The sequence below is a fragment of the Roseibacterium elongatum DSM 19469 genome (assembly GCF_000590925.1).
Lineage (GTDB): Bacteria > Pseudomonadota > Alphaproteobacteria > Rhodobacterales > Rhodobacteraceae > Roseibacterium > Roseibacterium elongatum.
In genome coordinates this window covers 2,735,582-2,761,606 of sequence record NZ_CP004372.1, presented here as the reverse complement: position 1 = coordinate 2,761,606, position 26,025 = coordinate 2,735,582, and the positions used below count along the sequence as shown (strand labels likewise).

Below are 26,025 nucleotides of genomic sequence, written 5' to 3'. Positions count from 1 at the left end.
GTCTGGGAAATGGGGTCATGCGGGCGTCTCCTCGCGCGGGGCGATGGGCAGCGAGATGCGAAACACGGTGCGGCCCGGCACGCTGTCGACGGCGATCCAGCCGTCATGGTCCGAAATGATCTTGGAAATCAGCGCCAGTCCAAGGCCGGTGCCGTTCTCGCGCCCCGAGACGAAGGGTTCGAAGATATCGGCCGAAATCTCGGGCGGGATGCCGGGCCCGTCGTCGATGATCTCGACCTGCAGGGGCACCGCCGCCCCCGTCCCGTCGCGCCGCCGCACCTTGAGCGACAATTCGTAGAAGGTGCGGATGCGGATCGTGCCGCCCTGTCTGGCGGCCTCGGAGGCGTTCTTGAGCAGGTTCAGAAATACCTGCTGCAACTGGTCGGGATCGGCCCAGGCCGGCGGCAGCGAGGGGTCGTAGTCGTCCTCGAGCTCCATATGCGCGGCAAAGCCCACGGCGGCGGATTTGCGGGCGCGGTCCAACACGTCGTGGATGTTGACGGCGCGGCGATCTGGCGGGCGGACATTGCCGAAATCCTCGACCTGTTCCAGCAGCTTCAGGATGCGCCGCGTCTCGGCCACGATCAGGTCGGTCAACTCGCGGTCTTCGCCATTGGCGTTCATGCTGATCAGTTGCGCCGCGCCCGTGATCCCGGCCAGCGGGTTCTTGATCTCGTGCGCCAGCATCTCGGCCATGCCGATGGCCGATTTCGCGGCCGATTTCGACGACAGCGCCCGATCCATGCGCCCGGCCAGCTCGCGGCTTTCCAGCAGCACCAGAACATGGCCGGGCCTGTCGCTCAGCGGCGCGATCTGCACGTCGCAGGAGACCGGCTTGCGGCTGCCGGTGCCCACATCGACCGAGTTCACGAACAGCGCCGAGTGGTTGCTGCGCACGCGCGCAAAGGCCTCTTCCAGCGGGGCGTCGACAAACACCTTGTCCCAGACCGGAAACCCTTCGAGCGTCTTGCGCGAGGCGTTCAGAAAGGTCTCGGCGGCCGGGTTCACGTCGCGGATGCGGTCGGCGCCGTCGATCATCAGCGCCGGGATCGGCAGCGACGCCCAGAGCATGTCCGAGGGCACACTCATGCGGCCCGCGCCTCGCATCGCACGGACAGGGCCAGCGGCAGCCGTGACAGAACGTCGGCCGGGGCCCGGGCCGTCAGAACCTCGCGCCGCAATGCGGCCGGGGTGCCGGCGCGCGCCATGTACCAGCCCAGATGCTTGCGCGCGACGCGCAAGCCCAGGTCGCGCCCGTAAAACGACAGCATGTCCTCATAATGGCCGGCCACCATCTCGCTCAGCGCCGGGCCATCCGGGATTTGCGGGGTCTTCGCACCGAACAGCGCCGCCGCGATCTCGGCTAGCACCCAGGGCGCGCCTTGCGCCCCGCGCCCGACCATCACGCCATCCGCGCCCGAGGCGTCGAGCGCCCGCCGCGCGCTGCCCGCATCCACGATGTCGCCATTGGCGATCACCGGGACCGTCACAGCCTGCTTCACCGCGCGGATCGCCGCCCAGTCGGCGCGCCCCTTGTAGAATTGGCAGCGCGTGCGCCCGTGGATCGTGATCATGCGAATGCCCGCCGCCTCGGCCCGCCGCGCAAGCTCGGGCGCGTTGCGCCTGTCATCGTCCCAGCCCAGCCGTGTTTTCAGCGTGACCGGCACATCGACCGCCGCCACCACCGCCTCGATCAGCGTCAGCGCATGATCGAGATCCCGCATCAGCGCCGAGCCCGAATAGCCGCTGGTCACCTTCTTGGCGGGGCAGCCCATGTTGATGTCGATGATCCGCGCGCCCTGCCCTTCGGCGATGCGCGCGGCCTCGGCCATCCAATGCGCCTCGCGTCCGGCGATCTGAACGGCGGTATTATCCTGGCCAGAGCCCAGCTCGGCCCGCGCCCGGACCGAGGGTTTGGCCGCCACCATGTCCTGGCTGGCGACCATTTCCGACACGACCAGCCCCGCCCCGAAGCGCGCGACCAGCCTGCGAAACGGCAGGTCGGTGATCCCGGCCATCGGGGCCAGCAGAACGGGCGGTGTCAGCCTGTGGGATGCCAGCGAAACAGACAAATGCTCAAACCTTGTGCAGTTGATCACGGGAATAGAGTGCTCTTGCGGCGAGTTCAAAGGAAACTCTTGGCCCCCGGCGGGTTGCGCGGCAAGGCGCCTAAAAAATGGGCAGACCGCCCCGCGATTGACCAAGTGGCGCAAATGATTGTGCCCGGACGGCTTTGGTCCTACACCGCGCCCCATGAGTTCGCAAACACCGCATGGCCCCCCGTTTTCTGCCGCCGCCCTGATCGTTGCCGCCGGGCGGGGGACCCGTGCGGGCGGCGGATTACCCAAGCAATACAGGGACCTTGGCGGCAAGCCGGTGCTGGCGCGCACGATTTCCGCACTCGATGCGCATCCGGCCGTGCGGCAGATCGTCGTTGTCCGCCATGCCGATGATTCCGCGCTGTTTCGGGGGGCCTGCCCCGCGACGCGCGCGGCATTGAGCGATGTGGCCGGCGGGGCCAGCCGCGACGCCTCGGTGCGTGCTGGCCTGTCGGCGGTGGCCGACGATATCGATGTGGTGCTGATCCACGATGCCGCCCGCCCGCTGGTCAGCCGGGCCGTGATCGACGGCGTGATGGACGCCTTGCACAGTTACGACGGCGCCGCGCCCGCGCTGGCGGTCACCGATGCGCTGTGGCGGGGTGACGGAACGGTCACCGGCACCGAAGACCGCAACGGCCTGTGGCGCGCCCAGACCCCGCAGGGTTTTCACCTCGACAGGATCCGCGCCGCCCATGCACATCATCCCGGCGGTGCCGCCGACGATGTCGGGGTTGCCCGCGCCTACGGCCTGTCCGTCGCCATCACTCAGGGCGACGAGGCCAACCTGAAAATCACCACGGCAGGGGATTTCGCCCGCGCCGCCCGCTTTCTGGAGGACCAGATGGATATTCGCACCGGCAACGGTTTCGATGTGCACCGCTTCGGCGAGGGCGATCATGTCATGCTCTGCGGCGTGGCTATCCCGCATGAGCGCGGGCTGCAGGGCCATTCCGACGCCGATGTGGGCCTGCACACGGTGACCGACGCGATCTATGGCGCGCTGGCCATGGGCGATATCGGCACGCATTTCCCGCCCTCCGACCCGCAGTGGAAAGGCGCGGAAAGCCATATCTTCCTGACCCATGCCGTCGATCTGGCCGCCGAGATGGGGTTCACCCTTACCCATGCCGACCTGACGCTGATCTGCGAACGCCCCAAGATCGGCCCCCATGCCGCACCGATGCGCGCCCGCCTGTCCGACTTGCTGCGCATCGAGGCCGCGCGCGTGTCGGTCAAGGCGACAACGACCGAACGCCTCGGCTTTCCCGGCCGCGAGGAAGGCATTGCCGCGCTGGCCACCGTGACCCTGGTGAAGGCATGACCCGGATCATCACGACACTGGCCTATGTGGGCTACCTGAGGCCGGCCCCCGGAACTTGGGGCAGCCTGGCCGCGATCCCGCTGGCCTGGGGGCTGCATGCGCTTGGCGGGTTCGTCGCGCTGCTCATCGCGACACTGGTCGTCACGGCCCTGGGATGGTGGGCCATCGGGCGCGAGACGGCGGGATCGGCGGACAAGGACCCCTCCGAGATCGTCATCGACGAGGTCGTGGGCCAATGGATCGCGCTCTGGCCGGTCTCTTACGGCGCGGTCTTTGCGGGCGTCGGCTTCTGGGATCTGTATCCGGGCGTCATCACGGCCTTCCTGGCCTTCCGCGCCTTCGACATCTGGAAACCCGGCCCCGTCGGCTGGGCCGATCGCAAGCCGGGGGCGTTCGGCGTCATGGCCGATGACGTGATCGCGGGCTGGCTGGCGGCCCTGGTCGTTGCGGTCGCGGCGGCCATCGCCCATATCCCGATGATGTTGGGATGAGCGCGCGTGACGTCCTTGAGGCGCTCAAGGCGCGCGGCTGGATGATGGCCACCGCCGAAAGCTGCACTGGCGGGCTGATCGCGGGCGCGATCACCGAGGTGGCGGGATCGTCTGCCGTGTTCGACCGCGGCTTCATCACCTATTCCAACGCCGCCAAGATGGACATGCTGCAGGTGCGGGCCGAGACGCTCGATGCCCACGGCGCGGTCAGCGAAGCGGTCGCCGCCGAGATGGCGCGCGGTGCGCTGCGGGCCTCGGCCGCGCAGATCGCCGTCGCCGTCACCGGCATCGCGGGCCCCGGCGGTTCTGACCACAAGCCCGAGGGGCGCGTCTGTTTCGGGCTGGCCCATGCGGGCGGCACAAGGACTGAAACGGTCGAATTCGGGGCCCTCGGCCGGTCCGAGGTGCGCCGTGCGACGGTCGCGCATGCGCTGTCGCTTGTCTTGCGCGCCGCAACGCAAGGCGATGCAGGATTTTCCTGAAAAAACCTGCCCGCCGCCTCTGGGCACCCCATCGGCCACCGGGCCGCAGAATTTTTCAGAAAATTCTGCCCGGCCGCGCGCGACCGGGCTCAGGCCGCGCCCTTGCCGTACAGCGCCTCGGCCCGCGTCTCGAAGGCGCGCACGATGCGCTGCATCGCCTCCATGAAAAACAACCCGGCCGCCCCTTGCAGAATGCGGTTCTTGAACTCGAAATCGACCTGAAAGGCCACCTCGCAGCCGCCTTCGGGCAGGTCGCGGAACTGCCAGGTGGACAGCAGGTGGTGAAACGGCCCCTCGATATATTCGGTGTCGATCTTCTGCTCATCCTCCCACAGCGTCACACGGCTGAGGAAGCGTTCGCGGAACATCTTGAAGCCCACCACGAGGTCGGCCAGCATCACCGCATAGTCCCCCTCGGGCGTGACCGAGCGTACACGACTTGCCGCGATCCAGGGAATGAACTCGGGGTAGCGCGCCACGTCACCCACCAGATCGTACATCTGTTGCGCGGAATAGGGCAGCTTTCGAGTTTCGGAATGCGCGGGCATCGCGGGCCTTTCGTCTTTCACCGGTGACAGGGATGTCTTAAAACCGGGCCGGAAATTCAAGGTTTCAGGCCTTTTTCTGCGGGGGACCAAATGGCGCAGTCCGATTACGCGGTCGATCAACTGATCTCGGCCAAGACCATCGCCGCCCGGATCGAGGATCTGGCCCGGGAGATCGAAACCGCCTTTGCGGGCACCGAGAAACTGGTCGTGGTGGGCCTGCTGAGGGGCAGCTTCGTCTTCATCGCCGACCTCGTGCGCGAGATCGACCTGCCGGTCGAGGTCGATTTCCTCGAGGCGTCGTCTTACGGCAATGCCATGGAAAGCTCGCGCGAGGTGCGCATCCTCAAGGATCTGCGCGGCGAGATCGCAGGGCGCGACGTGCTGGTGGTCGAGGATATCGTCGATACCGGCCACACGCTGTATCACGTGGTCAACCTGCTGCGCTCCAAGGGGCCGGCCCGGCTCAAGACCATTGCCCTGCTCGACAAGCCCACGCGGCGCGAGGTCGATATCCGCGCCGACTGGATCGGCTTCGAAATCCCCGATGAATTCGTCGTGGGCTATGGCATCGACTATGCGCAGCGCAACCGCAACCTGCCCTATATCGGCAAGGTGCGCATGCTGGCCGCGGCCGGGGCCGGGGCATGAGCGTGTCAGGCTGCCCCGCGATGGGGGAGGCGCAATGCCCTTCGACTGGCTGTTGAGAGCGGTCGGGTGGGTGCGCAACCCGCCCTCGGCGAAGATGGTCAAGCTGGTGCTGGCCGTGATCGCCGTGGCCCTGGCCCTGGGCGCGGTCGAGCGGTTTCTCGGCTGGCCCGACTGGCTGACCGTGGACAATATCCGGCGCGGCGCCTTTCGCTGAACCGCGCCGGGGCGGCTGGCGAAAACTTTCATTGACCTGCGGGCTGCGACATCTAGCCTCATGGGGGTGAGCGACCCAGCCAACCCATGAGGTTTTCCAGATGACCCGTTTCAGCAAGATCGCCGCCGCCAGCCTGGCCAGCACCCTGTCCCTGTCGGCCATCGCAGTGGCCCAGGACCTGCCCGCGCCCGTAGACGCCCGTCAGGGGCAGTTCAGCATCATGGTGCTGAACCTCGGCGTGCTCGGCCAGATGGCCCGCGGCAACACAGACTACGATGCCGAGGCCGCCAGCACCGCCGCCGCCAACCTCGCCACGATTTCGATGCTGGATCAATCGCTGCATTGGCCCGAGGGCACCGACAATTTCGGCCTGGACGGCACGCGCGCCTTGCCCGCCATCTGGGAAAACCCTGAGGATTTCGCGGCGAAATGGGCCGATTACGGCACCGCCGCCGAAGCGCTGGCCGCGGTGGCGGGCGACGGGCTGGAACCGATGCAGGCCGCCCTTGGGCCCCTGGGCAACACCTGCGGGGCATGCCACGACGACTATCGCGAACCCCAGTAAGGCGGGCGCGGTCGGGGCCCCGCGGTGGGCCCCGCCTTTCTGAACTTTGACGCTGGCAAGAGGTGACGCATGGTCCGGTTTCTTGGGGGGCTTGTCGCGCTCGGGCTTGGCGCTCTGGCCGCCTTCTGGTTGGTGACGCGCCCGCAGCTTGTCCCCGAGGCCGAGCTTGCGGGCCTGAGCGGCGACGCGCAGGCGGGCGCGGCGATCTTTTGGGCGGGGGGCTGCGCCTCGTGCCATGCCCCCGAAGAGGCCGAGGGCGACGCCCGTCTGGTCCTGTCGGGCGGCGCGGGGCTGGTCAGCGATTTCGGAACCTTCTACCCGCCCAATATCTCGCCCGATCCCACGCAGGGGATCGGCGCCTGGACCCTGGCCCAGTTCGTCACGGCCATGCAGAACGGCATCAGCCCTGAGGGGCGGCATTATTACCCGGCCTTTCCCTATCCCGCCTACAGGCTGGCCACGCGTCGGGACATGGCCGACCTTTTCGCCTTCCTGCAAACCCTGCCCGCCTCGGACGCGCCCTCGCCCGCGCACGAGGTCGGATTCCCGTTCTCCATCCGCCGCGCCGTCGGGGCGTGGAACCTGCTCTACCTGTCCGACGAATTCGCCGTCGCCGACGCGGGGCTGAGCGAGGCGCAACACCGCGGGCGCTATCTGGCCGAGGCGCTGGCCCATTGCGGCGAATGCCACACCCCGCGCGATGCGCTTGGCGGCCCCGACCGCGCGCGGTGGCTGGCCGGCGCGCCGAACCCGACCGGGTCGGGCCGCATTCCGTCACTGACGCCGGATGACCTGACATGGTCGCAAGACGAGATCGCGGCCTATCTCAACGACGGCTTCACGCCCGAGTTCGACAGCGCCGGCGGGCATATGCGCAGCGTGATCCTGAACCTCGCCAACCTGACCGGGGCCGACCGCGCGGCCATTGCCGCCTATCTCGACGCGGTGCCGCCCGCCGCCGACTAGGGCCGGGTCAAAAGCCCCTCGGCCCCTGCGGGTCGGGCAACTCGGCAAATCGGGCCTCGGCGGCGCGGATCACGGCCTCGGTCAGGAACTGGGCATGGCCGTCGCAACTGGCGCGGTGGCGGGCCTGCAGCGTCGGGTCGGGTTCGGCGGCCACGGCCCACAGGCACCAGGCATAGCCTTCGACCGGGTCCGCCGGCAGGGTCGTGGCGCTGAGCAGCAGATCGGCCAGGTTCCACGCGCCCAAACCATAGCCCCCATCGGCGCTGCGCCGATACGCATCCCGCGCCGCGACCAGATCGACCGGACCGCCGACGCCGGTTTCCAGCATCACGCCCAGATCGTTCAGCGCCGCCGCATGCCCCCATTGAGCGGCCTGCTGCATCGCCGCCCGCGCGGCGACCGGATCGGGGTCGGTGCCCAACCCGTCCCACAGATGAATGGCCAGCGCGTAGCTGCCCTCGGGCCGACCGAAATGTTGCGCCTGGCGAAACAGGTCCAGCGCCTGTTCGAGGTCGTCCCGGGGCTCGGCCAGGCCATCCGACAAAAGCTGCCCCAGACGCAGCGCGGCCCAGCCATCGCCCATCTCGGCGGCACGGGCGAACCAGCGCAAGGCGGCGTCGGGGTCGGTGTCCTGCATCATCATCGCCAGATCGGTCGCGGCGGCCCCCTCGCCCGCGTCGATGGCGTCTTGCAGCAGGGCGCGCGCGGCCTCGGCGTCGACCGGACCGCCCACGCCCTGCGCCATCATATGAGCCAGCAGGCGCGCGGCGCCGGGCACCGATCGCGCCACCAGGTCCTCGGTCAGGGTGCGGGCGCGAAACGGCTCGGGCGGGCCGCCAAGACCCTGCGCCATCATCGCCGCCATCTGCAATTCGGCGGTCCGGCTGCCGCCGTCGATCGCGGCCTGAACCAGCCTGCGCAACGCCGCCCAGTCGGGCGGACCGAAGACGCCCGTGGCGATCAGCGCCGCAAGATTGGCCTGGGCGGTGACGCTGCCCGCCTCGATCGCGGCCTCATAGCGCCGTTGCGCGGCCAGCGGATCGGCCGGCACGCCAGGCGCGCCGTGGTGGTAGATCTGGCCCAAGGCCACCAGCGCCGTGACCGACCCGGCCTCGGACGAGGTTTCGAACAAGGCCATGGCGCCCGCCAGGTCGGCTTCGCCCCCCAGCCCGTCGCGCAGCATGATCCCGGCCAGTGCCAGCGCCTCGGGTGCCCCCGTCGCCATCAGGTCCGACAGCAGCGCCTGCGCCGCCTCGGCATCGCCGCGGATGATCGCGGCGCGCGCGTCCTCGAGGCTCTGCCCGTCGGCAGGCAGCGCCAGTGTCGCCGATATCACGATTGCGGAAAGAACGGGCCGGATCATGCCACCACCCTAGCGGCACGATCCCGACCGGGAAAGAAGCTTGCCCGGCTTGACCGTCTTGCCCGGCGCGCGCCCCGCTCAGACTAGGCCGAGGCGCGTCATGCGGTTCTCGCGCAGGCGGGCGAAATCGTCGCCGGCATGGTAGCTCGACCGCGTCAGCGGCGTGGCCGAGACCATCAGGAACCCCTTGCCATAGGCGGCCTTTTCGTAGGCGGCGAACTCGTCGGGATGCACGAAACGGTCCACCGCGTGATGCTTGGGCGTGGGTTGCAGGTACTGCCCGATGGTCAGGAAATCGACATCCGCGCTGCGCATGTCGTCCATCACCTGCAGGACCGATTGGCGATCTTCGCCCAAGCCCACCATGATGCCCGACTTGGTGAACATCGACGGATCCAGCTCCTTGACCCGCTGCAGCAGGCGCAGGGAATGGAAATAGCGCGCGCCCGGCCGCACCGAGGGATAGAGCCCCGGCACGGTTTCCAGGTTGTGGTTGAACACATCCGGCTTCGCCGCCACCACCGTTTCCAGCGCGTCGGGCCCGCATTTCAGAAAGTCCGGTGTCAGGATCTCGATGGTCGTGCCCGGCGCCTGCTTGCGGATGGCGCGGATCGTCATCGCGAAATGCTCGGCGCCGCCATCCTCCAGATCGTCACGGTCGACCGAGGTCACCACGACATGGTTCAGGCCCAGCTTCTTGACCGCATCGGCCACGCGGCCCGGTTCGAACACATCCAGCGCGTCGGGCCGGCCCGTCGCGATGTTGCAGAAGGAACAGCCGCGCGTGCAGATATCGCCCATGATCATCATGGTGGCGTGGCCCTGGCTCCAGCATTCGCCGGCATTGGGGCAGCCCGCCTCTTCGCAGACGGTGACCAGCTTGTGCTCGCGCATGATGCGGTGTGTCTCGCGGTAGCCCTCGCCCGTGGGGGCCTTGACCCGGATCCAGGACGGTTTCTTGGGCTGGGCGTTGTCGGGGCGATGCGCCTTTTCGGGGTGGCGCTGGTCGGGGATCTTGAGATCGCGCATAACTCTCCTCCGCGCGGGCCGGCGGGCCCGCCTTTGCAGCGCTATCTAACGCGTTTCGCGGCAATTGTAACGGGGCATGGGCGCACAGCCGGGTTGCGCGGATCGCGAAACCCGACCCTGCGCCCCCGCCAGGCCCTCAGTTGCGCAGAGCGGGCACAAAGCCGTGGCGGGCCTCGTAATGCCGCAGCAGGCGTTGCAGGCCGATCTTGAGCACGATCTTGCCCGAGCGCGCCGACCAGCCCAGGCGTTTCTCGGCCTGTTCCATCCCTTCGCAGAAACAGCACACGCGCATCACCACATCGGCCAGGCCCGGCCCGAGGTCATCGAGCGCATCCGACACGCGTTGACGCGCGGCGCGCGGCCCCTCGCCAATGCCGCTGTCGCCCAGAAAGCCGCCGCGATCGGCCCCGGCGGTCAGGAACCTGTCCCAGTTCTGGCCGACGCGCGGGCCCATCTGGGCGCGCTCGAAATCCTCGCGCAGGCGCTCGCCGGCCTGCACCAGATCGGGTCCGAGAAAGGGCTGACCGTCCGGCCCCTTGCGCCGCGCCAGCCCCGCCAGGGGCGACTCGGCGATATTCACCCGCATGGGGCGGCGTTGCCCCGCCTCGTCGGTGACCGGCACCGAGGCGAACTGGCTGTGTTGCGCGGCAAAGCGCGATGGCGCCTCGGCAAAGCCCTGGGCGGCGTGGCGGCGACGGCGGTCGTCGTCGATCATCCGCTTCAGTGCCGATTTGCCGGCGCGCGTGATCTCGTAGCGGGCGATTCGGCCGGTCTTGAGGCAGGCGATCCAGTCCTTTACGGCAAAGGCCTGCGCGACGCGCCGGTCGACCACGGCGGTGCGGGTCTGTTCGCCCCCCTCGCCCGTACGCGCACGACGGCCTTGTCCATGTCCTGGGCCACGGCCAGCACAGCCCCGGTTTCGCAAAGCCGCCGCAGAATGCGCCGCGCTTCTCGGATGATGGTCGCCTCGTCGGTGACGACGGGGCTTTTGAAATGGGCTGCCATGCGCAAATGCTCCTGTTCTTCCTTGTCTGACTGCCCGCGGGCAGATGCCTCTGTGGCGAGGGCGTCCAGCGCCTCGTCCAGCAATGGATCATCGCGCCGTGCCTCGATCCGGCGCACCCGCCGACACACGGTCGAGGGCGCATGGCCGAAGCTTTCGGCGATCCGGCGGAGCGATTGCCCCCCGGCGACATGAACGAGGTACTGGTAGGCCGCGACAGGCACCCAGTCCGGCACATCAATGCCGGAAAGCGCTTTGTCCTGTGCAGACGCAAAATCCATCTGTCCCACCTCGTCCTTTGTCCGAATGACAAGCGTCAGGATTTCTTTGGATTGATTACTGTTTGGTTAAAATCTGTGGATACCCCGAAATTTGTTTCGATTTCGTAAACAAATGGCGGATTGCGCACGGTCCGCACCGGCATCGCGCAACACCCCGGCCCGAGGCCGCATGCTCGGCCCATCCTTGATGCGACTCAGCCCGGAGGGTTCCATGACCGATCTTGCCAATCACCTCGCCTCGATGCGCCGTCCCGGCCTGCTGGTTCAGGCCGCCAGCCTGGCCGCGCAATCGGGGTGCGCCCATCGGCGCGCGGCGCGCCGGCCCGTGCCGGCGCTGCTCGATGAAGAGGCGACGCTGAATGCCGCGCGGCTGGGGGGTGGGCCTGGGCTATTCGCCCCGCCGCCATGTGCAGGTGATGAGCGCGCTGTTGTCCGCCGCCCGCTCGGCATGAGCCATGCCGGCGCGCCCGATGCCTCAGATGAAGGCGTCGGGCATCTCGGCCTTGCGCCGGGCGATGTAATCCTTCAGCGCCTCGTCCACCGCGGGGTCCAGCGCGGGCTGCTGGTAATCGCCCAGCATCTTGGCCACACGCTGCGTGGCCAGCTCGTAGGTGCTGCGCTCGCCCTCTTCGGCCCAGGTCTCGAAGGGTTTGTAATCGAGCAGTTTCGTGCGCCAGAACGCCGTCTGGTAATTGGCCTGGGTATGCGCGCAGCCAAGGTAATGGCCGCCCGGCCCGACTTCGCGGATCGCATCCATCGCCTGCGCGTTCTCGTCTGTCGGGATGCCCGCGGCCAGTTTGTGCAGCGCGCCCAGTTGGTCGGCATCCATGACGAATTTCTCGGGGCTCGACACCAGGCCGCCCTCCAGCCAGCCGCAGGCGTGCAGCATGAAGTTCACGCCCGACACCAGCGCGTTGTTCAGCGTGTTCGCGCTTTCATAAGCCGCCTGCGCATCGGGCAGTTTCGAGCCGGTGAAGCCCCCGCCCGACCGATACGGCAGGCCAAGACGCCGGGCCAGTTGGCCTGCGCCATTGGTGATCTGCGCGGCCTCGGGCGTGCCAAAGGTGGGCGCCCCCGAATTCATGTCGATCGAGGTGACGAAGGCCCCCATGATCACCGGCGCGCCGGGGCGGATCAGCTGGGAATAGGCGACGCCGGCCAGAACCTCGGCCAGAACCTGCGTCAGCGTCCCCATGACCGAGACCGGCGCCATCGCCCCGCCGACGATGAAGGGCGAGATGATGCAGGCCTGCCCGGCGGCGGCGTAGTGTTCCAGCGCGCCCATCATCGTCGCGTCGAAGGTCAGCGGCGAGTTGATGTTGATGAGCGAGGTCATCACGCAATGCGCGTCCACCACCGCGTCGCCGAACAGGATCTTCGCCATCTCGATCGAGTCGCGTGCGCGCGACGGGTCGGTGACGGATCCCATGAAAGGTTTGTCCGACAGGCTCATATGGGCATAGAGCATGTCGAAATGGCGCTTGTTGACCGGCACGTCGGTCGGCTCGCACACGGTGCCGCCCGAGTGGTGGAGCCATTCGGACATGTAGCCCAGCTTCACCAGCTTTTCGAAATCGGCCATCGTCGCGTAACGCCGCCCGTCCTGGTAGTCGCGCACGAAGGGCGGGCCATAGACCGGGGCCAGAACAAGGCTGCCGCCGCCGATCTCGACATCGCGGGCGCGGTTGCGGGCGATCTGGGTAAAGCGCGCGGGGGCCGTGGCGCAAAGCTGCCGGGCCAGCCCGCGCGGGATCCGTACACGCTCGCCTGTGACATCGGCCCCGGCCTGTTTCCAGCGCTCCAGCGCGGCGGGGTTCTCGACGAAGGCGACGCCGATCTCTTCGAGGATCGTTTCGGCGTTCTCCTCGATGATCTCCAGGGCCTCTTGCGACAGCATCTCGAGATTGGGGATGTTGCGCTCGATGAAGCGCGCGGTCTCGAAGCTGACAGCCGAGCGCGCGGCGCGTCTGGCCGCGCCGCCACCCGCGCCGCGCGCGCGTCGGCGCGCCCCTTTTGCCTCGGCTTCGGTCATACCGAATCCCTCCCGCCTGCAAAGCCCCGTTTCGCCGCGTTTTAGCCCGTTCGGCCCAACATGCACGGGCGGATTGCGGCAATTCCGGCGGGAAAGCGACATGCCCAATGGCGTGAAGGCCCCGCGGGGCACCGATTTTCGGGCCGATTCCGGGCGCTTACAAGACATGTTGCCGCAAGGGCACGCATGCCCCGAAAATCTTTGCAACCTGTCAACAATTGCAGCACAACCGCCAGTGGTTTGTTAATATCAGGTCAAACGAAACACCTAGTGCATTGGGGGAAATAATGCAGCGTGTAACCAAACTCCTTTCCGCTTCCGCTGTTGCCCTTGTCGCGGCAACCTCGGCCTCCTTCGCCGGTGGCGTCGTCGAAACCCCGCCGCCGCCGGTCACCATCATCCCCGAGCCCGTCTATGACTGGACGGGGGTATACGTCGGTGGCAGCCTCAGCTTTGCTCATGGCATCTACGAAGGGGAATTCGTGCCGCCGAGTGCAGTGCCTGGTCTTGGATTTCCGGCCGATGGTGAGGGTGACCTCGAAGGGCACATGATCAGCGGAATCATTGGCTACAGCATGCAAAGCGGCAACCTCGTTTATGGTGGCGAGCTTGCCCTCTCGGCGGTTGACATCGACGGTTCGGAGGAGTGCCCGAACACGACTTTTGATTGCGACATTGCGATCGACGCAATGGCCGCTCTCAGCGGTAGGCTTGGCTACCTCGCCAGCGATCGAATGATGGTCTACGGCACACTTGGCCTTGCGGCGGCAAATGTCGATGTTTCGACACCTGGCCCCATCACGGGCGGGAGCGAAGAGACGGTGACGGGCTTCACCATCGGGCTTGGCATGGAATATGCCGTGAGCGAATCCATGCGTGTGCGCGGCGGGATCAATCACTATTCCTTCGGCGAAGAAGAATACGCTGTTGCGGGTGGTGATGTTGCCGAAGTCGATTTCAACTTCACTGCGGTCGAAATCGGCGTCCTGTTCCAGTTCTGAACGATCCGACAACCCCAAGACCGAGCGGGCCCCTTTCGGGGCCCGTTCCGTTTGCGCCATCTTGTCCAACCCCGCCACGTCGCATAGAGGCAGGCCATGAGTGACATCGTTGACCCCGCCCGCCATCACGAACGCCTGCTGATCATCGATTTCGGCAGCCAGGTCACGCAACTGATCGCCCGCCGCCTGCGCGAGTTGAACGTCTATTGCGAGATCCACCCGTTCCAATCCGTCACCGACGCCTTTCTCGACGATTTCGCGCCCAAGGCCGTGATCCTGTCCGGTGGTCCCGCCAGCGTGATCGACGAAGGCGCGCCCCGCCCGCCCGCAAAGGTGTTCGATCTGGGCGTGCCGATCCTGGGCATCTGCTACGGCCAGCAGGTGATGATGCAGATGCTGGGCGGCGAGGTGCTGCGCGGCGAGGGCACGGCGGAATTCGGGCGCGCCTATGTGGAACCCGCGGACAAGCGCATCGACCTGCTGACCGGATGGTTCCTCGAAGGGCGCGAACAGGTCTGGATGAGCCATGGCGACCATGTCAGCCGCCTTGCCCCCGGCTTCGAGGTGATCGCCACCTCGCCGGGTGCGCCCTTTGCCATCACCGCCGATCTGGCGCGCAATTTCTTCGCCGTGCAGTTCCACCCCGAGGTGCACCACACCCCGAACGGCCGCACGCTCTATGAGAACTTCATCCGGCTGGCCGGGTTCAAGGGCGACTGGACCATGGCCGCCTATCGCGACGAGGCGATCCGCCTGATCCGCGAACAGGTGGGCGATGCCCAGGTCATCTGCGGCCTGTCGGGGGGCGTGGATTCCTCCGTGGCGGCGGTGCTGATCCACGAGGCGATCGGCGACCAGCTGACCTGTGTTTTCGTCGATCACGGCCTGTTGCGGCAGAACGAGGCCGAGGAAGTGGTCAGCATGTTCCGCGATCACTACAACATTCCGCTGATCCACGCCGATGAAGCCGAGTTGTTCCTCGGCGCGCTCGAGGGCGTTTCCGACCCGGAAACAAAGCGCAAGACCATCGGCAAGCTGTTCATCGACGTGTTCCAGAAATACGCCGACCAGATCGAAGGCGCCGAGTTCCTCGCGCAGGGGACGCTCTACCCCGATGTCATTGAATCGGTGTCGTTCAGCGGTGGCCCGTCCGTCACGATCAAGTCGCATCACAATGTCGGCGGCCTGCCCGAGAAGATGGGGTTGCGCCTGGTCGAGCCGCTGCGGGAGCTGTTCAAGGACGAGGTGCGCGCGCTGGGGCACGAACTGGGCCTGCCTGCGTCGTTCATCGGGCGTCACCCCTTTCCAGGCCCCGGCCTTGCCATTCGCTGCCCCGGAGAGATCACCCGCGACAAGCTGGAGATCCTGCGCAAGGCGGATGCCATCTATATCGACCAGATTCGCAAGCACGGCCTCTATGACGAGATCTGGCAGGCCTTCGTGGCCATCCTGCCCGTGCGCACGGTGGGCGTGATGGGCGACGGGCGCACCTATGACTATGCCTGCGCCCTGCGGGCGGTCACCTCGGTCGACGGCATGACCGCCGACTACTACCCGTTCAGCCACGACTTCCTGGGCGAAACCGCGACGCGGATCATCAACGAGGTCAAGGGCATAAACCGGGTGACCTATGACATCACCTCGAAACCGCCGGGCACCATCGAGTGGGAGTGAACGGCTGATGCGCGGCACGGGTGTCCGGCGCGTGGGGCGGGGATTGCGCGCAGTTGGTCTGATCTGGCTGGCGACGCTGGCGGCTGTCTGCCTGTGGACGTTTCTGTGGCCGATGGACCGGTCGATGCCGCGTGGCGATGCCATTCTCTGCCTTGGCAGCGGTCTGAACGACGACGCCACCGCCGACGACGGCTCGCGTTCTCGGGCCGAGACCTGCGGCGCGCTGTACCGCGCCGGCGCGGCCCCGGTGGTCATCTTCAGCGGTGGTGGCCGGCCGGTGACCGTTGCCGCGGCGATGGCCGAGGTGGCAGACCTGCCGGAAGGGGCCGCACAGATCGAGCCGCGCGCGGCCTCGACCCTCCAGAACATCCTTTTCGCGTCGCGGATGCTGCCCCGGGGCGCGCGCGTGATCCTTGTTACCGAGGCCTATCACCTGCCGCGATCCTGGGCGAGCGCGCAGCTGATGGGCCAGCGGGATGTCGCGCTGGTTCCCGCCGCGCGGCTGCACAACACGCCCCGCGCCTGGTCACTCGTACGCGAGAGCATGGCAATCTGGTTCAATCTGGCCCGCTATGGCGCGTGGCGGATCGGCGGATGGCTCGGCGTCTCCGATACCGCGCGCGACCGCTGGTTGGTCTGATCCCGCCTCAGCGATAGGCGCTCAGGCGCCCGTCTTCGGTGACGACCAGCAGCGTGTCGTTGACGACGATGGGCGCCGCCGCCGCCCCGTCGCGCAAGCGCACCGTCCCCAGCAGCTGACCGGATTCGGGTGAGAACAGGCGCAGTTGCCGACTCCCCCGAGGCCACCAAGAGCCGCCCCCCGGCCAGGATCGGTCCGTAATGGGTAAAGACCGCCCGGCGGCGACGCTCGCGCTCGCGCACATAAAGCGGCAATTCGGTGCCCCAGACACGCGCGCCATTCGCGGCGTCGAGGCGGATCAGCTCGTTACGGTCCGAGACGAAGAACAGGCTGCCGCCCGCCACCAGAACCGGCGAATAGCTGCCTTCGATCGCGGTCCAGCGCCGCGCCCCGGTATCGGCGTCCAGCGCGATCACCCGGCCCGACTGGTTGCCGGTATAGACGGTGCCGCCCAGGACGACCGGATCGCCGGTGATGTCGTTGATGTTGGAATAGGCCACACCCAGCCGCCCGCCGGCCACCGCCGTGGACCACAGGCGCACGCCGCTGTTGCGCAGGCTGGCCACCAACTCGCCCGAGCCGAAGGGGAAGATCACCACGCGATCGGTCACCGCCGGGGCAGCCCCGCCGGCCAGAACGGCCTGGGCCGGGGCCGAGGGCACCTCCCAATCGAGACGCCCGGTGGCGGCGTCGATGGCCCAAGCCCGGTTGTCGCGGCTGACGACATAGACAGTGCCGCCCGACACGGTGGGCGCGCCGATCCCGGCCTCAAGCCGCTGGCGCCAGATCACGTTGCCCGTGGCCGGGTCGAGCGCGACCAGCTCGCCAAAGCCCGTGGTCGCAAAGAGCCGGCCACCGGCCACGGCCAGCCCTCCGCCGGAAATGCTGCCACCGCGGTCGAAACCGGGTTCGAGGCTGACGCGCCACAGCGCCTCGCCCGAGCTGAGAGAGGTCGCCTGCAGCCCGGCCTGGGCATCGAGGGTAAAGACACGGCCCGCATCGGCCACCGGATCCGCCGTCAGGCGCAGGCGGCGCGAGTTGCCGCGCCCGATCCCGGTCGTCCAGACCTCGGTCAGACTGCCGCCAAGGGCGGCGTGGGGCGTGCGGTTCTGCGCATCATAGCCCCGCATCCCCCAGCTCGACAGCGCACGCGCGGCCGGCAGGCTGATCGGGCGGGCCGCATCCGTGGGCCCGGTATCGACCGCGCCGCGTTCGGTCTCGGCAAGCGGCACCCGCGTGTCGAAGCGTTCGCCGGGCAGGATGGTTTCATCGCCGCAGGCCGACAGGATCAGGCCCGCGCCCAGCACGAGGCCCCAGGTGGCGGGGCGGAACAGACGGCGCGGTGCGCGTGGGCGGGCGGCATCGACTTGGGTCATCATTCTGTCGGGTCTTCCTGTCTTCCGTCCGTTTTGGCCGCGCGTGCCGTAACAGCAGACGCGGTTCAGTTCTCGGGCGCAGTGGCCTCCTCGTCGGCTGCCTCGTCAGCCCCCTGGGTGGGCGCTCCTTCGGCCGGGTCGGCCTGGCCGGGCGCCGCTTCGGCCTCGGGTGCCGTCTCCTGTGGCAACTCCGGGGCCGCCTCGGGTGCCGTATCGACAAGGCGCGCCCCGGTTTCGAGCGCCACAATCAACTGTGCGGCCCGTTGTTGCAAGCCCGGTGTCGCAGCGGCGGCGTTTTCCAGCGCACGCAAACGGTCGATCCCGGCCTCGATGTCGCCCTCGGCGATATCCAGAAGGGCCAGTTGCTCTTCGGCGAGCGCGGCGAAGGGACGGCCCGGCTCGGCAAGACCGCCCAGTTCCAGCCGCGCCTCGGCAGGCGATTGCGGGCTGAGCAGATGCGCCTTGTAGATCGCCAGGTCGCGGTAGATCGGCGGCACATCGGGCGCTGCGGCCGCGCGGCGCAGGGTGTCGGCGGTCTCGCGCGCGGCCTCGGGGTCGGCGGCCACAGCCTCGCCCGCCGCCAGCAGACCCACCAGCAAAGCCCCCTCGGGGCCCGGCGCCTCGACCGCCCCCAGGGCAGCGATCCGGGCCTCGGGCGTGGTGCCGTCGAGCGCCGCCAGAAGCGCATTGCCGAACGCCTCGGCGCGGGCCTGGTCCTGCGCGCGCTGCCATTCCAGCCATGCCGCCCCGCCCACCAGCACGGCGACGATCAGGACGGCCAGCCACGCCCACCGGCGAAACAAGGCATAGAGCCGGTCGCGGCGCAGCTCTTCTGACACCTCGTCGATGAAACTGTCGGTATTGGCCATGTGCCGATCACCCCTCAACCCTTTGCGCCGATGCCATAGCGCGGTCGGCGGGGGCGCCGCAAGGGCCACGGCCCGGCCCGGCGCATCGGCCGGCATGCTGACCCACGGTCGCCCCCGCAACGCGTGGTGTCACAGCGGTGTCACGGCCGCGTGTCAGCAACGGCGGGCTTTCTTGCGCCGCGCCGCAGAAAAAACTAATCTGAACGGGTTGGTTCAGCGTATTGCTAGCAACTCATACCCCAAAACGGCCCCGCCTGCGCCGCGCGCGACGGCAATCGCCGGGAAAGACGTGTAAACCCGTATGAAACCTTTTCCGCTGATGATCGCGGCGCTGGTCTGCGTTGCCCTGTATTTCGTCATCCTCGATCGCACCACGCTGATCGAGTTCGCGCAGCGCTATGCCCCTGCCCCCACGACCGCCGTGCCGGTTGACGAGGCCGAGCTTGCCGCCGCCGAGGGCGCAGAGGCCGCAGAGGCCGCAGAGGACGACACGCGCGTACATGTCACGGCGCGCCGGTCGCAGGCCCGCACCACCGAGAACGCCGTCATCCTGCGCGGACGGACCGAGGCGATCCGACAGGTCGACGTGGCGGCCGAAACCTCGGGCCGGGTGATTTCCGACCCGATCCGGGCCGGGGCCTTCGTCGAGGCGGGGCAATTGCTGTGCGAGATCGATCCCGGCACGCGCCTGACGGCGTTGGCCGAGGCGCAGGCGGCGCTGGACACTGCGCGCGCGCGCCTGCCCGAGGCCGAGGCGCAACTGGCCGGCGCGCGGGCGCAGCTGGCCGCCGCCGAGATCGACGCCAATGCCGCCACACGCCTCAGCGCATCGGGCTTTGCCAGCGAAACGCGCGCCGCCAGCGCCGAGGCCGCCCGCGAAAGCGCCGAGGCCGCCATCGCCGCCGCCGAGGCCGGGGTCTCGCAGGCGCGGTCGACCATCCGTTCGGGCGAGGCCGCCGTGGCCGGGGCCGAGGAAGAGATCGCCAACCTGCGCATCAGCGCGCCGTTCGAGGGCTACCTGGAGTCGGACACCGCCGAACTCGGGAGCCTGATGCAGCCCGGCAGCCTCTGCGCCACGGTGATCCAGCTCGACCCGATGAAGCTCGTGGGCTTCGTGCCCGAGGCCGATGTTGACCGGATCACACCGGGGGCGATGGCCGGGGCGCGGTTGGCCTCGGGGCGCGAGGTGCGCGGCGAGGTCACCTTCCTCAGCCGGTCGGCCGATGAGCGGACGCGCACCTTCCGTGTCGAGGTGACCGTGCCCAACCCCGACATCGCCATTCGCGACGGGCAGACCGCCGATATCCTGATCCAGACCGCCGGAACCCCCGCGCATCTGCTGCCCGTTTCGGCCATGACGTTGAACGATGCGGGCGAACTGGGCGTGCGCATCGTGGTCGACGGCGTGGTCGATTTCGTACCCGTGCGCATGATCCGTGACACCGCCAACGGCGTCTGGCTGTCCGGCCTGCCGGAGCAGGCCGATGTGATCACCGTCGGGCAGGAATTCGTGACCGAAGGCGTTGCGGTGCGCGTCAGCTACGAGGAGTTGACGCAATGACGGGCATCATTGACTGGGCAGCCAGCCGTGCGCGCATGGTCGTGGCCTTTGTGGTTCTGTCGCTGGTCGTGGGCACCGCCGCCTATGTCGGCCTGCCCAAGGAAGGCGAGCCCGACATCGACATTCCTGGGCTCTTCGTCTCGGTCCCCTTTCGCGGCATCTCGGCCGAGGACAGCGAGCGTCTGCTGGTGCGCCCGATGGAGTCGGAGTTCCAGGATCTCGACGGGCTGACCACGATCACCGCGACCGCCGCCGAAGGGTTTGCCGGTTTGTTCCTCGAGTTCGAGTTCGGCTGGGACAAGGGCGCGACCATCGCCGATGTGCGCGACGCCATGGGCCGCGCCGAGGCGCAGTTTCCCGAAGGCGCCGAAAGCTATTCGATCAACGAAATCAACTTCTCCGAGTTTCCGATCATCGTCGTGGCGCTGTCGGGCGACGCGCCCGAACGCACGCTGATCCGCCTGGCCCAGGACATGCAGGATGCGCTCGAGACGCTGACCCCCGTGCTCGAGGCCGGTCTGGCCGGGAGCCGGGACGAGATGCTCGAGGTCATCATCGACCCCATCGCGCTGGAGGCCTATGACGTCACCGCTGGCGACCTGATCAATGCGGTGGTCAACAACAACCAGTTGATCGCCGCGGGCGAGGTCGAGACCGAGGGCGGCGCGATCTCGGTCAAGATCCCCTCCAGTTTCGACAGCGCCGAGGATGTCTACAACCTGGTCATCAGCGTGGATGGCGACAGGGTCGTGACCCTGGGCGATCTGGCCGAAATCCGCCTGACCTATCAGGATCGCAGCGGCACCGCGCGCTTCAATGGCGAGCCGACGATCGCATTGCAGGTCGTCAAGCGGCTGGGCTTCAACATCATGGATACCGCCGATCTGGTGCGCCAGACGGTCGAAGAGGTGCGCGCCACCTGGCCGCAGGAATTGCGCGACTCGGTGCGTGTGGACACGACGCTCGATCAATCCGTGCAGGTCGACGGCATGGTGCGCCAGCTCGAAGGGTCGGTCCTGACCGCCATCGCGCTGGTGATGATCGTGGTGCTGGCCTCGCTCGGGACGCGCTCGGCGCTGCTGGTGGGCTTTGCCATCCCGACCTCGTTCCTGCTCTGCTTCATCCTGCTTGGGATCATGGGCATCCCCGTGTCGAACATCGTGATGTTCGGCCTGATCCTGGCCGTGGGCATGCTGGTCGATGGCGCCATCGTGGTGGTGGAATACGCCGACAAGCGGCTGCAGGCCGGCGCCCGCCCGATGCAGGCCTATACCGACGCGGCCAAGCGCATGTTCTGGCCGGTCGTGTCCTCGACCGCGACGACGCTCTGCGCGTTCCTTCCGATGCTGTTCTGGCCCGGCGTGCCGGGCGAGTTCATGGGCATGCTGCCGGTCACGCTGATCTTCGTTCTGTCGGCCTCGCTGATCGTGGCGCTGATCTATCTGCCGGTTCTGGGCGGGGTCGCGGCACGCTTCTCGCGCGTGGTCGAGAGCGGCTCGGCCGCGCTCAAGCGCCTGGTTCCGGTCTACCTGTTGCGGGTGGGTCTGGCCATCGTGCTGGCCTACGGGCTGTTTCAGGCGGCCCTGCTGACGATCAACGGCCAGGCCTGGTTCCCCCCGGGCACGGCCGCAGTGATGACCATGGCGCCCGGCATGATCGCCTTCGTCCTGCTGTCCGCGACGATGTCCGTCGTGCTGGGCTCGATCCAGCGGCCCGCCCGCCAGCGCAAGGTGCAGGCGGGCTACCGACGCTCGCCCTTTGGCTGGCTGATCCACGCCATCGTCGGCAACCCGGTGATGCCGCTGGTCATGATCGCGGCGGTCGGGGCCTTTGTCATCACGGTCTTCAGCTATTTCGGCGAGAACAACAACGGCGTCGAGTTCTTCGTCGAGACCGAGCCGGAGAACGCCATCGTCTATGTGCGCGCCCGCGGCAACCTGTCGGTCGATGAACAGGATCACCTCGTCGGCCTGGTCGAACGCGAGGTTCTGGGCACGCCGGGCATCCGCGACGTCTTTGCTTTTGCCGGCGATGGCGGGCTGAACAACAACACCGGCGGCGCCTCGGCCCCGGCCGACACGATCGGCCAGGTGCAGGTCGATCTCGAACCCTGGGGCGAACGGGCCGATGGCGACCTGATCCTCGACAGGCTGCAAACCCGGCTGGACCGCATTCCCGGCATCGAGGTCGAGATCTTCAGCCAGGCCAACGGCCCGGCCAGCGGCAAGCCCGTCGACCTGCGCCTGTCCGGCGACAACTGGGACGAGTTGCAGGCCGCCACCCGGATCGTCCGCGCCCATTTCGAAACCCGCCCCGGCCTGACCCTGATCGAGGACACGCTGCCCCTGCCCGGCATCGACTGGCAGATCGATGTCGATGTCGAGGCCGCAGGCCGGTTCGGCGCCGATGTGGCGACCGTGGGCGCGATGGTGCAGCTTGTGACACGCGGCATCCTGCTCGACACGATGCGCGTTCCCTCCTCGGACGAGGAGATCGACATTCGCGTCCGCTTCCCCGACGAGGCGCGGGTTCTCTCGACGCTCGACACGATGCGCGTGCGCACCATGGACGGGCTGGTGCCCCTGTCGAATTTCGTCAGCTACACCCCGGCCCCGCAACTGGCCGAAATCAACCGCGTCGACCAGTCTCGCGTCTTCGAGGTCAAGGCCGATGTCCTGGCCGCAATGGTGCGCGCCACCGACGCCGAGGGGCAGACCGTCGCCTATCTGCGTGACAGCGCCGATCCCACGGTGGCGGGCGGCGCCGATTTCACCTTCAACGACACGGGCTGGCAGATCCACCTGCTGATGGAGACGGGTGTGACCGCCGACACGGTGGCCGCCGGTCTCGAGGATGGCACACTCAGCCTCGTTCCCGTGACCGCCAATGAACGGATCGAGCGCATCACCGAATGGCTCGAGGCCGAGTCGCCGCTGCCGGCTTCGGTCGAATGGGAATGGGCCGGCGATCAGGAGGATCAGGCCGAAAGCCAGGCCTTCCTCGGGCAGGCCTTCGGCGCGGCCCTGGGGCTGATGTTCATCATCCTGCTGGCACAGTTCAACTCGGTCTACAACTCGGTGCTGGTGCTTTTGGCCGTGGTGCTGTCCACCACGGGCGTCCTGATCGGCATGCTGGTCATGGATCAGACCTTCTCGATCATCATGACCGGCACCGGGATCGTGGCACTGGCCGGGATCGTGGTGAACAACAATATCGTGCTGATCGACACCTACCAGGAATACGCCCGCTACATGCCAAGGCTCGAGGCGATCACCCGCACGGCCGAGGCCCGCATCCGCCCCGTCCTTCTGACCACGATCACCACGATGGCGGGCCTGGCCCCGATGATGTTCGGTGTCTCGCTCGATTTCGCGGGCGGTGGCTACACCATCGACAGCCCCACCGCGCTGTGGTGGAAGCAACTGGCCACGGCCGTGGTGTTCGGCCTTGGCATCGCCACGGTCCTGACGCTCGTCTTCACCCCCTCGCTTCTGGCGCTGCGGGTCTGGTCGGGCACGATCATGGGCTGGATCGGCCGGGCCCTTGCGCGCCTGGGGGCCCGCCGCATGAGCCAACGCGCCCAGGATTGGGCGCTGGCCCGCGCGGCACGGCGCACCCACGATCCGATGATCTACTGGGACGAACAGCCCGACCTGCCCCGCCTCGACGATCCCGCCCCCGAGGTCCCGACCGACCCCGCCGACCCAGGGTTTACCCCTCCCGAGCCGCCGGCGCACGACCCCGCGCCCCGGCCCGATAGCGATGATGCCGATGACCCGAACACACCGCCGCATCCCCCCTTGCGCGCGGCGGAATGAGGCCGGGGACCACATTGCCCCTTCATCTTGGTTGAAAAACTCCCGCCGGAGGCACCAGCGCCGAGGGGGGCTCAAGGCCCCCCGAGGCGCTCGCCCCGGCGGCGGCAAAGCCGGCGCAATCCCTCAGTCGAAATCGTCGCCCGCCATCTGCCGCGCCCACAGGCTGGCATAGCGCCCGCCCGCACCCAGCAGATCGCCATGGGTGCCCTGCTCGACAATCTCGCCCGCCTCCAGCACCAGGATCCTGTCGGCATCGACGATGGTCGACAGCCGGTGCGCGATGGTGATGACGGATCGCCCCTGCCCCATCATGCGCAGCTCCGACTGGATGTCGCGCTCGGTTTCGGTATCCAGCGCGCTGGTCGCCTCGTCGAGCAGCAGGATCGGCGGATCCTTCAGCAACGTGCGCGCGATGCCCACGCGCTGCTTCTCGCCGCCGGACAGTTTCAGACCGCGTTCGCCCACGACCGTGTCATACCCATCCGGCAGGCCGAGGATGAATTCGTGGATCTTGGCGGCCTTCGCGGCGGCGACGATCTGCGCATCCTCCGCCTCGGGGCGGCCATAGGCGATGTTGTAGCGAATGGTGTCGTTGAACAGCACCGTGTCCTGCGGCACCACGCCGATGGCGTCGTGCAGGCTGGCCTGGGTGATGTCGCGCAGGTCCTGACCGTCGATGCGGATGGCCCCTCCGCGCACGTCGTAAAAGCGGAACAAAAGACCGCCCGATCGTCGATTTGCCCGAGCCCGACGGCCCGACAAGGGCCACTGTCTCGCCCGGCGCGACGCGAAACGAGATCCCCTTGAGGATCGCGCGTTCGGTGTCATAGGCAAATCGCACGTCATCGAAGGTGACCTCGCCGCCCGTGACGGCCAGATCGGGCGCCCCGGGCGCATCCGCGACCTCGGTGGGCTGCTCCAGCAGGTCGAACATCTCGCCCATATCGACCAGGCTCTGGCGAATCTCGCGATAGACCGTGCCGAGAAAGTTCAACGGCATGGTGATCTGGATCATGTAGGCATTGACCATGACGAAATCGCCCACGGTCAGATCGCCCGACTGCACCCCCAGGGCCGCCATCACCATCACGATCACCAGCCCCGCCGTGATGATCAGAGACTGGCCGAAATTCAACAGCGCCAGCGACAGCGAGGTGCGGATGGCGGCATCCTCGTAGCCCGCCATGGCGCGATCATAGCGCTCGGCCTCGCGGCGCTCGGCCCCGAAATACTTGACCGTCTCGAAATTCAGCAGGCTGTCGATGGCCTTCTGGTTGGCGTCGGTATCCTGCCGGTTCATCTCGCGCCGGATCTTCACCCGCCACTCGGTCACCTTGAAGGTGAAGGCGATGTAAAGGGCGATCGTCACGGCCAGCACCAGCAGGTAGCTGATGTCGAACACAACGGCCAGGATGATGCCGGTCAACAGCAGTTCCAGGATCAGCGGCCCGACCGAGAACAGCAGGAAGCGCAGCAGGAACTCGACCCCTTTCACGCCGCGCTCGATGATCCGGCTCAGGCCGCCCGTCTTGCGCGTGATGTGGTAGCGCAGGCTGAGCGCGTGGATATGTTGAAACGTCTCCAGTGCCAGTTGCCGCAGCGCGCGTTGCGCGACGCGGGCAAAGACCGCGTCACGCAGCTGCTGAAACCCGACATTGGCGAGGCGCGCGAACCCATAGGCCACGGTCAGACCAACCGCGCCGATCGCCAGCATCATCCCCGCATCCGTGCCCGCCTCGCCGGCCAGCACATCGACCGCCGCCTTGTAGAGGAACGGTGTGGCCACGGTCACGATCTTGGCCAGCGCCAGCATGACCAGCGCGATCACGACGCGGCGTTTGACCCACGCCTTGTCCTGCGGCCAGAGATACGGCGCGACCTTGCGGATCGTGCGCAGACCCGAGCGGCGCTCGTCCTCCTCGACGCTGGGGGGCGGCGTGTTTGCGGCGGGCGTGTCTGCGGCGGGCGTGTCTGCGATGGCGGCGGCTGGATAGGCCCCGGACGGGGCGGGTTTGTCGGCTGGCATGATCTATGGTCCTGA

The 26,025-nt window shown here is 67.8% G+C and carries 20 protein-coding genes and 2 pseudogenes; 12 read left to right on the top strand and 10 right to left on the bottom strand.

Features of this window, described 5'->3' with window-relative positions; genetic code table 11:
* Nucleotides 1-15: 15 nt before the first annotated feature.
* On the bottom strand, nucleotides 16-1,089 hold the full coding sequence (locus ROSELON_RS13465) for a two-component system sensor histidine kinase NtrB (RefSeq protein ID WP_025312872.1): 1,074 nt from the start codon (nucleotides 1,087-1,089) through the stop codon (nucleotides 16-18).
* Nucleotides 1,086-2,072: a tRNA dihydrouridine synthase DusB gene (gene dusB / locus ROSELON_RS13460; protein WP_038651646.1), complete on the bottom strand. Its 987-nt coding sequence runs from the start codon at nucleotides 2,070-2,072 to the stop codon at nucleotides 1,086-1,088. Before dusB ends, ROSELON_RS13465 begins: the two co-directional genes overlap by 4 nt.
* Before the next feature lie 181 nt (nucleotides 2,073-2,253).
* Between dusB and ROSELON_RS13455 the strand changes: the two genes are divergently transcribed.
* From ROSELON_RS13455 to ROSELON_RS13445, 3 genes are read left to right on the top strand one after another with little or no spacing between them, the layout of a single operon-like run.
* Nucleotides 2,254-3,423, top strand: a complete 1,170-nt coding sequence (locus ROSELON_RS13455) for a bifunctional 2-C-methyl-D-erythritol 4-phosphate cytidylyltransferase/2-C-methyl-D-erythritol 2,4-cyclodiphosphate synthase (RefSeq protein ID WP_025312870.1) — start codon at nucleotides 2,254-2,256, stop codon at nucleotides 3,421-3,423.
* Complete coding sequence (locus ROSELON_RS13450) at nucleotides 3,420-3,914, top strand: phosphatidylglycerophosphatase A family protein (RefSeq protein ID WP_025312869.1); 495 nt, start codon at nucleotides 3,420-3,422, stop codon at nucleotides 3,912-3,914. Before ROSELON_RS13455 ends, ROSELON_RS13450 begins: the two co-directional genes overlap by 4 nt.
* Nucleotides 3,911-4,396 carry a CinA family protein gene (locus ROSELON_RS13445; RefSeq protein WP_025312868.1) on the top strand — a complete coding sequence of 162 codons (486 nt, stop codon included), beginning with the start codon at nucleotides 3,911-3,913 and terminating at the stop codon, nucleotides 4,394-4,396. The genes ROSELON_RS13450 and ROSELON_RS13445 overlap by 4 nt, the downstream gene beginning before the upstream one ends.
* Before the next feature lie 89 nt (nucleotides 4,397-4,485).
* Here ROSELON_RS13445 and ROSELON_RS13440 read toward each other — a convergent pair whose 3' ends face one another.
* Nucleotides 4,486-4,944: a type II toxin-antitoxin system RatA family toxin gene (locus ROSELON_RS13440; RefSeq protein ID WP_025312867.1), complete on the bottom strand. Its 459-nt coding sequence runs from the start codon at nucleotides 4,942-4,944 to the stop codon at nucleotides 4,486-4,488.
* A 90-nt stretch (nucleotides 4,945-5,034) separates the two neighbouring features.
* Between ROSELON_RS13440 and hpt the strand changes: the two genes are divergently transcribed.
* From hpt to ROSELON_RS13420, 4 genes are all read left to right on the top strand, one after another.
* A complete protein-coding gene (gene hpt, locus ROSELON_RS13435) occupies nucleotides 5,035-5,592 on the top strand; it encodes a hypoxanthine phosphoribosyltransferase (RefSeq protein WP_025312866.1) in 558 nt (185 codons plus the stop codon).
* Nucleotides 5,593-5,626: 34 nt separating this feature from the next.
* Nucleotides 5,627-5,806, top strand: coding sequence for a hypothetical protein (locus tag ROSELON_RS13430; protein ID WP_025312865.1), 180 nt, complete (start codon nucleotides 5,627-5,629; stop codon nucleotides 5,804-5,806).
* A 100-nt stretch (nucleotides 5,807-5,906) separates the two neighbouring features.
* Nucleotides 5,907-6,371, top strand: a complete 465-nt coding sequence (locus ROSELON_RS13425) for a c-type cytochrome (protein WP_025312864.1) — start codon at nucleotides 5,907-5,909, stop codon at nucleotides 6,369-6,371.
* Nucleotides 6,372-6,440: 69 nt separating this feature from the next.
* Nucleotides 6,441-7,337, top strand: a complete 897-nt coding sequence (locus ROSELON_RS13420) for a cytochrome c (protein WP_025312863.1) — start codon at nucleotides 6,441-6,443, stop codon at nucleotides 7,335-7,337.
* Nucleotides 7,338-7,344: 7 nt separating this feature from the next.
* On the opposite strand, the gene ROSELON_RS13415 is transcribed toward ROSELON_RS13420, so the two are convergent.
* The 4 genes and pseudogenes from ROSELON_RS13415 to ROSELON_RS13400 all read right to left on the bottom strand — a co-directional run bounded on the left by ROSELON_RS13415 (nucleotide 7,345) and on the right by ROSELON_RS13400 (nucleotide 13,045).
* Nucleotides 7,345-8,700, bottom strand: a complete 1,356-nt coding sequence (locus tag ROSELON_RS13415; RefSeq protein ID WP_025312862.1) for a tetratricopeptide repeat protein — start codon at nucleotides 8,698-8,700, stop codon at nucleotides 7,345-7,347.
* A 78-nt stretch (nucleotides 8,701-8,778) separates the two neighbouring features.
* Nucleotides 8,779-9,729: a lipoyl synthase gene (lipA, locus tag ROSELON_RS13410; RefSeq protein ID WP_025312861.1), complete on the bottom strand. Its 951-nt coding sequence runs from the start codon at nucleotides 9,727-9,729 to the stop codon at nucleotides 8,779-8,781.
* Nucleotides 9,730-9,865: 136 nt separating this feature from the next.
* Nucleotides 9,866-11,013, bottom strand: a pseudogene (locus ROSELON_RS13405) (DUF6456 domain-containing protein).
* Between the two features lie 475 nt (nucleotides 11,014-11,488).
* Nucleotides 11,489-13,045 carry a trimethylamine methyltransferase family protein gene (locus ROSELON_RS13400; protein WP_025312860.1) on the bottom strand — a complete coding sequence of 519 codons (1,557 nt, stop codon included), beginning with the start codon at nucleotides 13,043-13,045 and terminating at the stop codon, nucleotides 11,489-11,491.
* 287 nt (nucleotides 13,046-13,332) lie between these two features.
* Between ROSELON_RS13400 and ROSELON_RS13395 the strand changes: the two genes are divergently transcribed.
* The 3 genes from ROSELON_RS13395 (at nucleotide 13,333) to ROSELON_RS13385 (ending at nucleotide 16,360) form a co-directional block, all read left to right on the top strand.
* Nucleotides 13,333-14,046, top strand: a complete 714-nt coding sequence (locus tag ROSELON_RS13395; protein WP_051508422.1) for an outer membrane protein — start codon at nucleotides 13,333-13,335, stop codon at nucleotides 14,044-14,046.
* A 96-nt stretch (nucleotides 14,047-14,142) separates the two neighbouring features.
* Nucleotides 14,143-15,720, top strand: a complete 1,578-nt coding sequence (gene guaA, locus ROSELON_RS13390; protein ID WP_038650431.1) for a glutamine-hydrolyzing GMP synthase — start codon at nucleotides 14,143-14,145, stop codon at nucleotides 15,718-15,720.
* Nucleotides 15,721-15,727: 7 nt separating this feature from the next.
* Nucleotides 15,728-16,360 carry a YdcF family protein gene (locus ROSELON_RS13385; protein WP_198020760.1) on the top strand — a complete coding sequence of 211 codons (633 nt, stop codon included), beginning with the start codon at nucleotides 15,728-15,730 and terminating at the stop codon, nucleotides 16,358-16,360.
* Here the strand turns inward: ROSELON_RS13385 and ROSELON_RS13380 are convergent.
* A complete protein-coding gene (locus ROSELON_RS13380) occupies nucleotides 16,291-17,739 on the bottom strand; it encodes a PQQ-binding-like beta-propeller repeat protein (RefSeq protein ID WP_245605351.1) in 1,449 nt (482 codons plus the stop codon). The genes ROSELON_RS13385 and ROSELON_RS13380 overlap by 70 nt on opposite strands.
* Nucleotides 17,740-17,801: 62 nt before the next feature.
* Nucleotides 17,802-18,605 (bottom strand): hypothetical protein, encoded by an 804-nt coding sequence (locus ROSELON_RS13375; RefSeq protein ID WP_025312856.1) that lies wholly within the window; start codon nucleotides 18,603-18,605, stop codon nucleotides 17,802-17,804.
* 301 nt (nucleotides 18,606-18,906) lie between these two features.
* On the opposite strand from ROSELON_RS13375, the gene ROSELON_RS13370 reads away from it, so the two are divergent.
* Both ROSELON_RS13370 and ROSELON_RS13365 read left to right on the top strand, forming a co-directional pair.
* On the top strand, nucleotides 18,907-20,166 hold the full coding sequence (locus ROSELON_RS13370; protein ID WP_025312855.1) for an efflux RND transporter periplasmic adaptor subunit: 1,260 nt from the start codon (nucleotides 18,907-18,909) through the stop codon (nucleotides 20,164-20,166).
* A complete protein-coding gene (locus ROSELON_RS13365; protein WP_025312854.1) occupies nucleotides 20,163-23,984 on the top strand; it encodes an efflux RND transporter permease subunit in 3,822 nt (1,273 codons plus the stop codon). The genes ROSELON_RS13370 and ROSELON_RS13365 overlap by 4 nt, the downstream gene beginning before the upstream one ends.
* 123 nt (nucleotides 23,985-24,107) lie before the next feature.
* Here ROSELON_RS13365 and ROSELON_RS13360 read toward each other — a convergent pair.
* Nucleotides 24,108-26,010: pseudogene (locus ROSELON_RS13360) on the bottom strand (ABCB family ABC transporter ATP-binding protein/permease).
* Nucleotides 26,011-26,025: the final 15 nt, after the last annotated feature.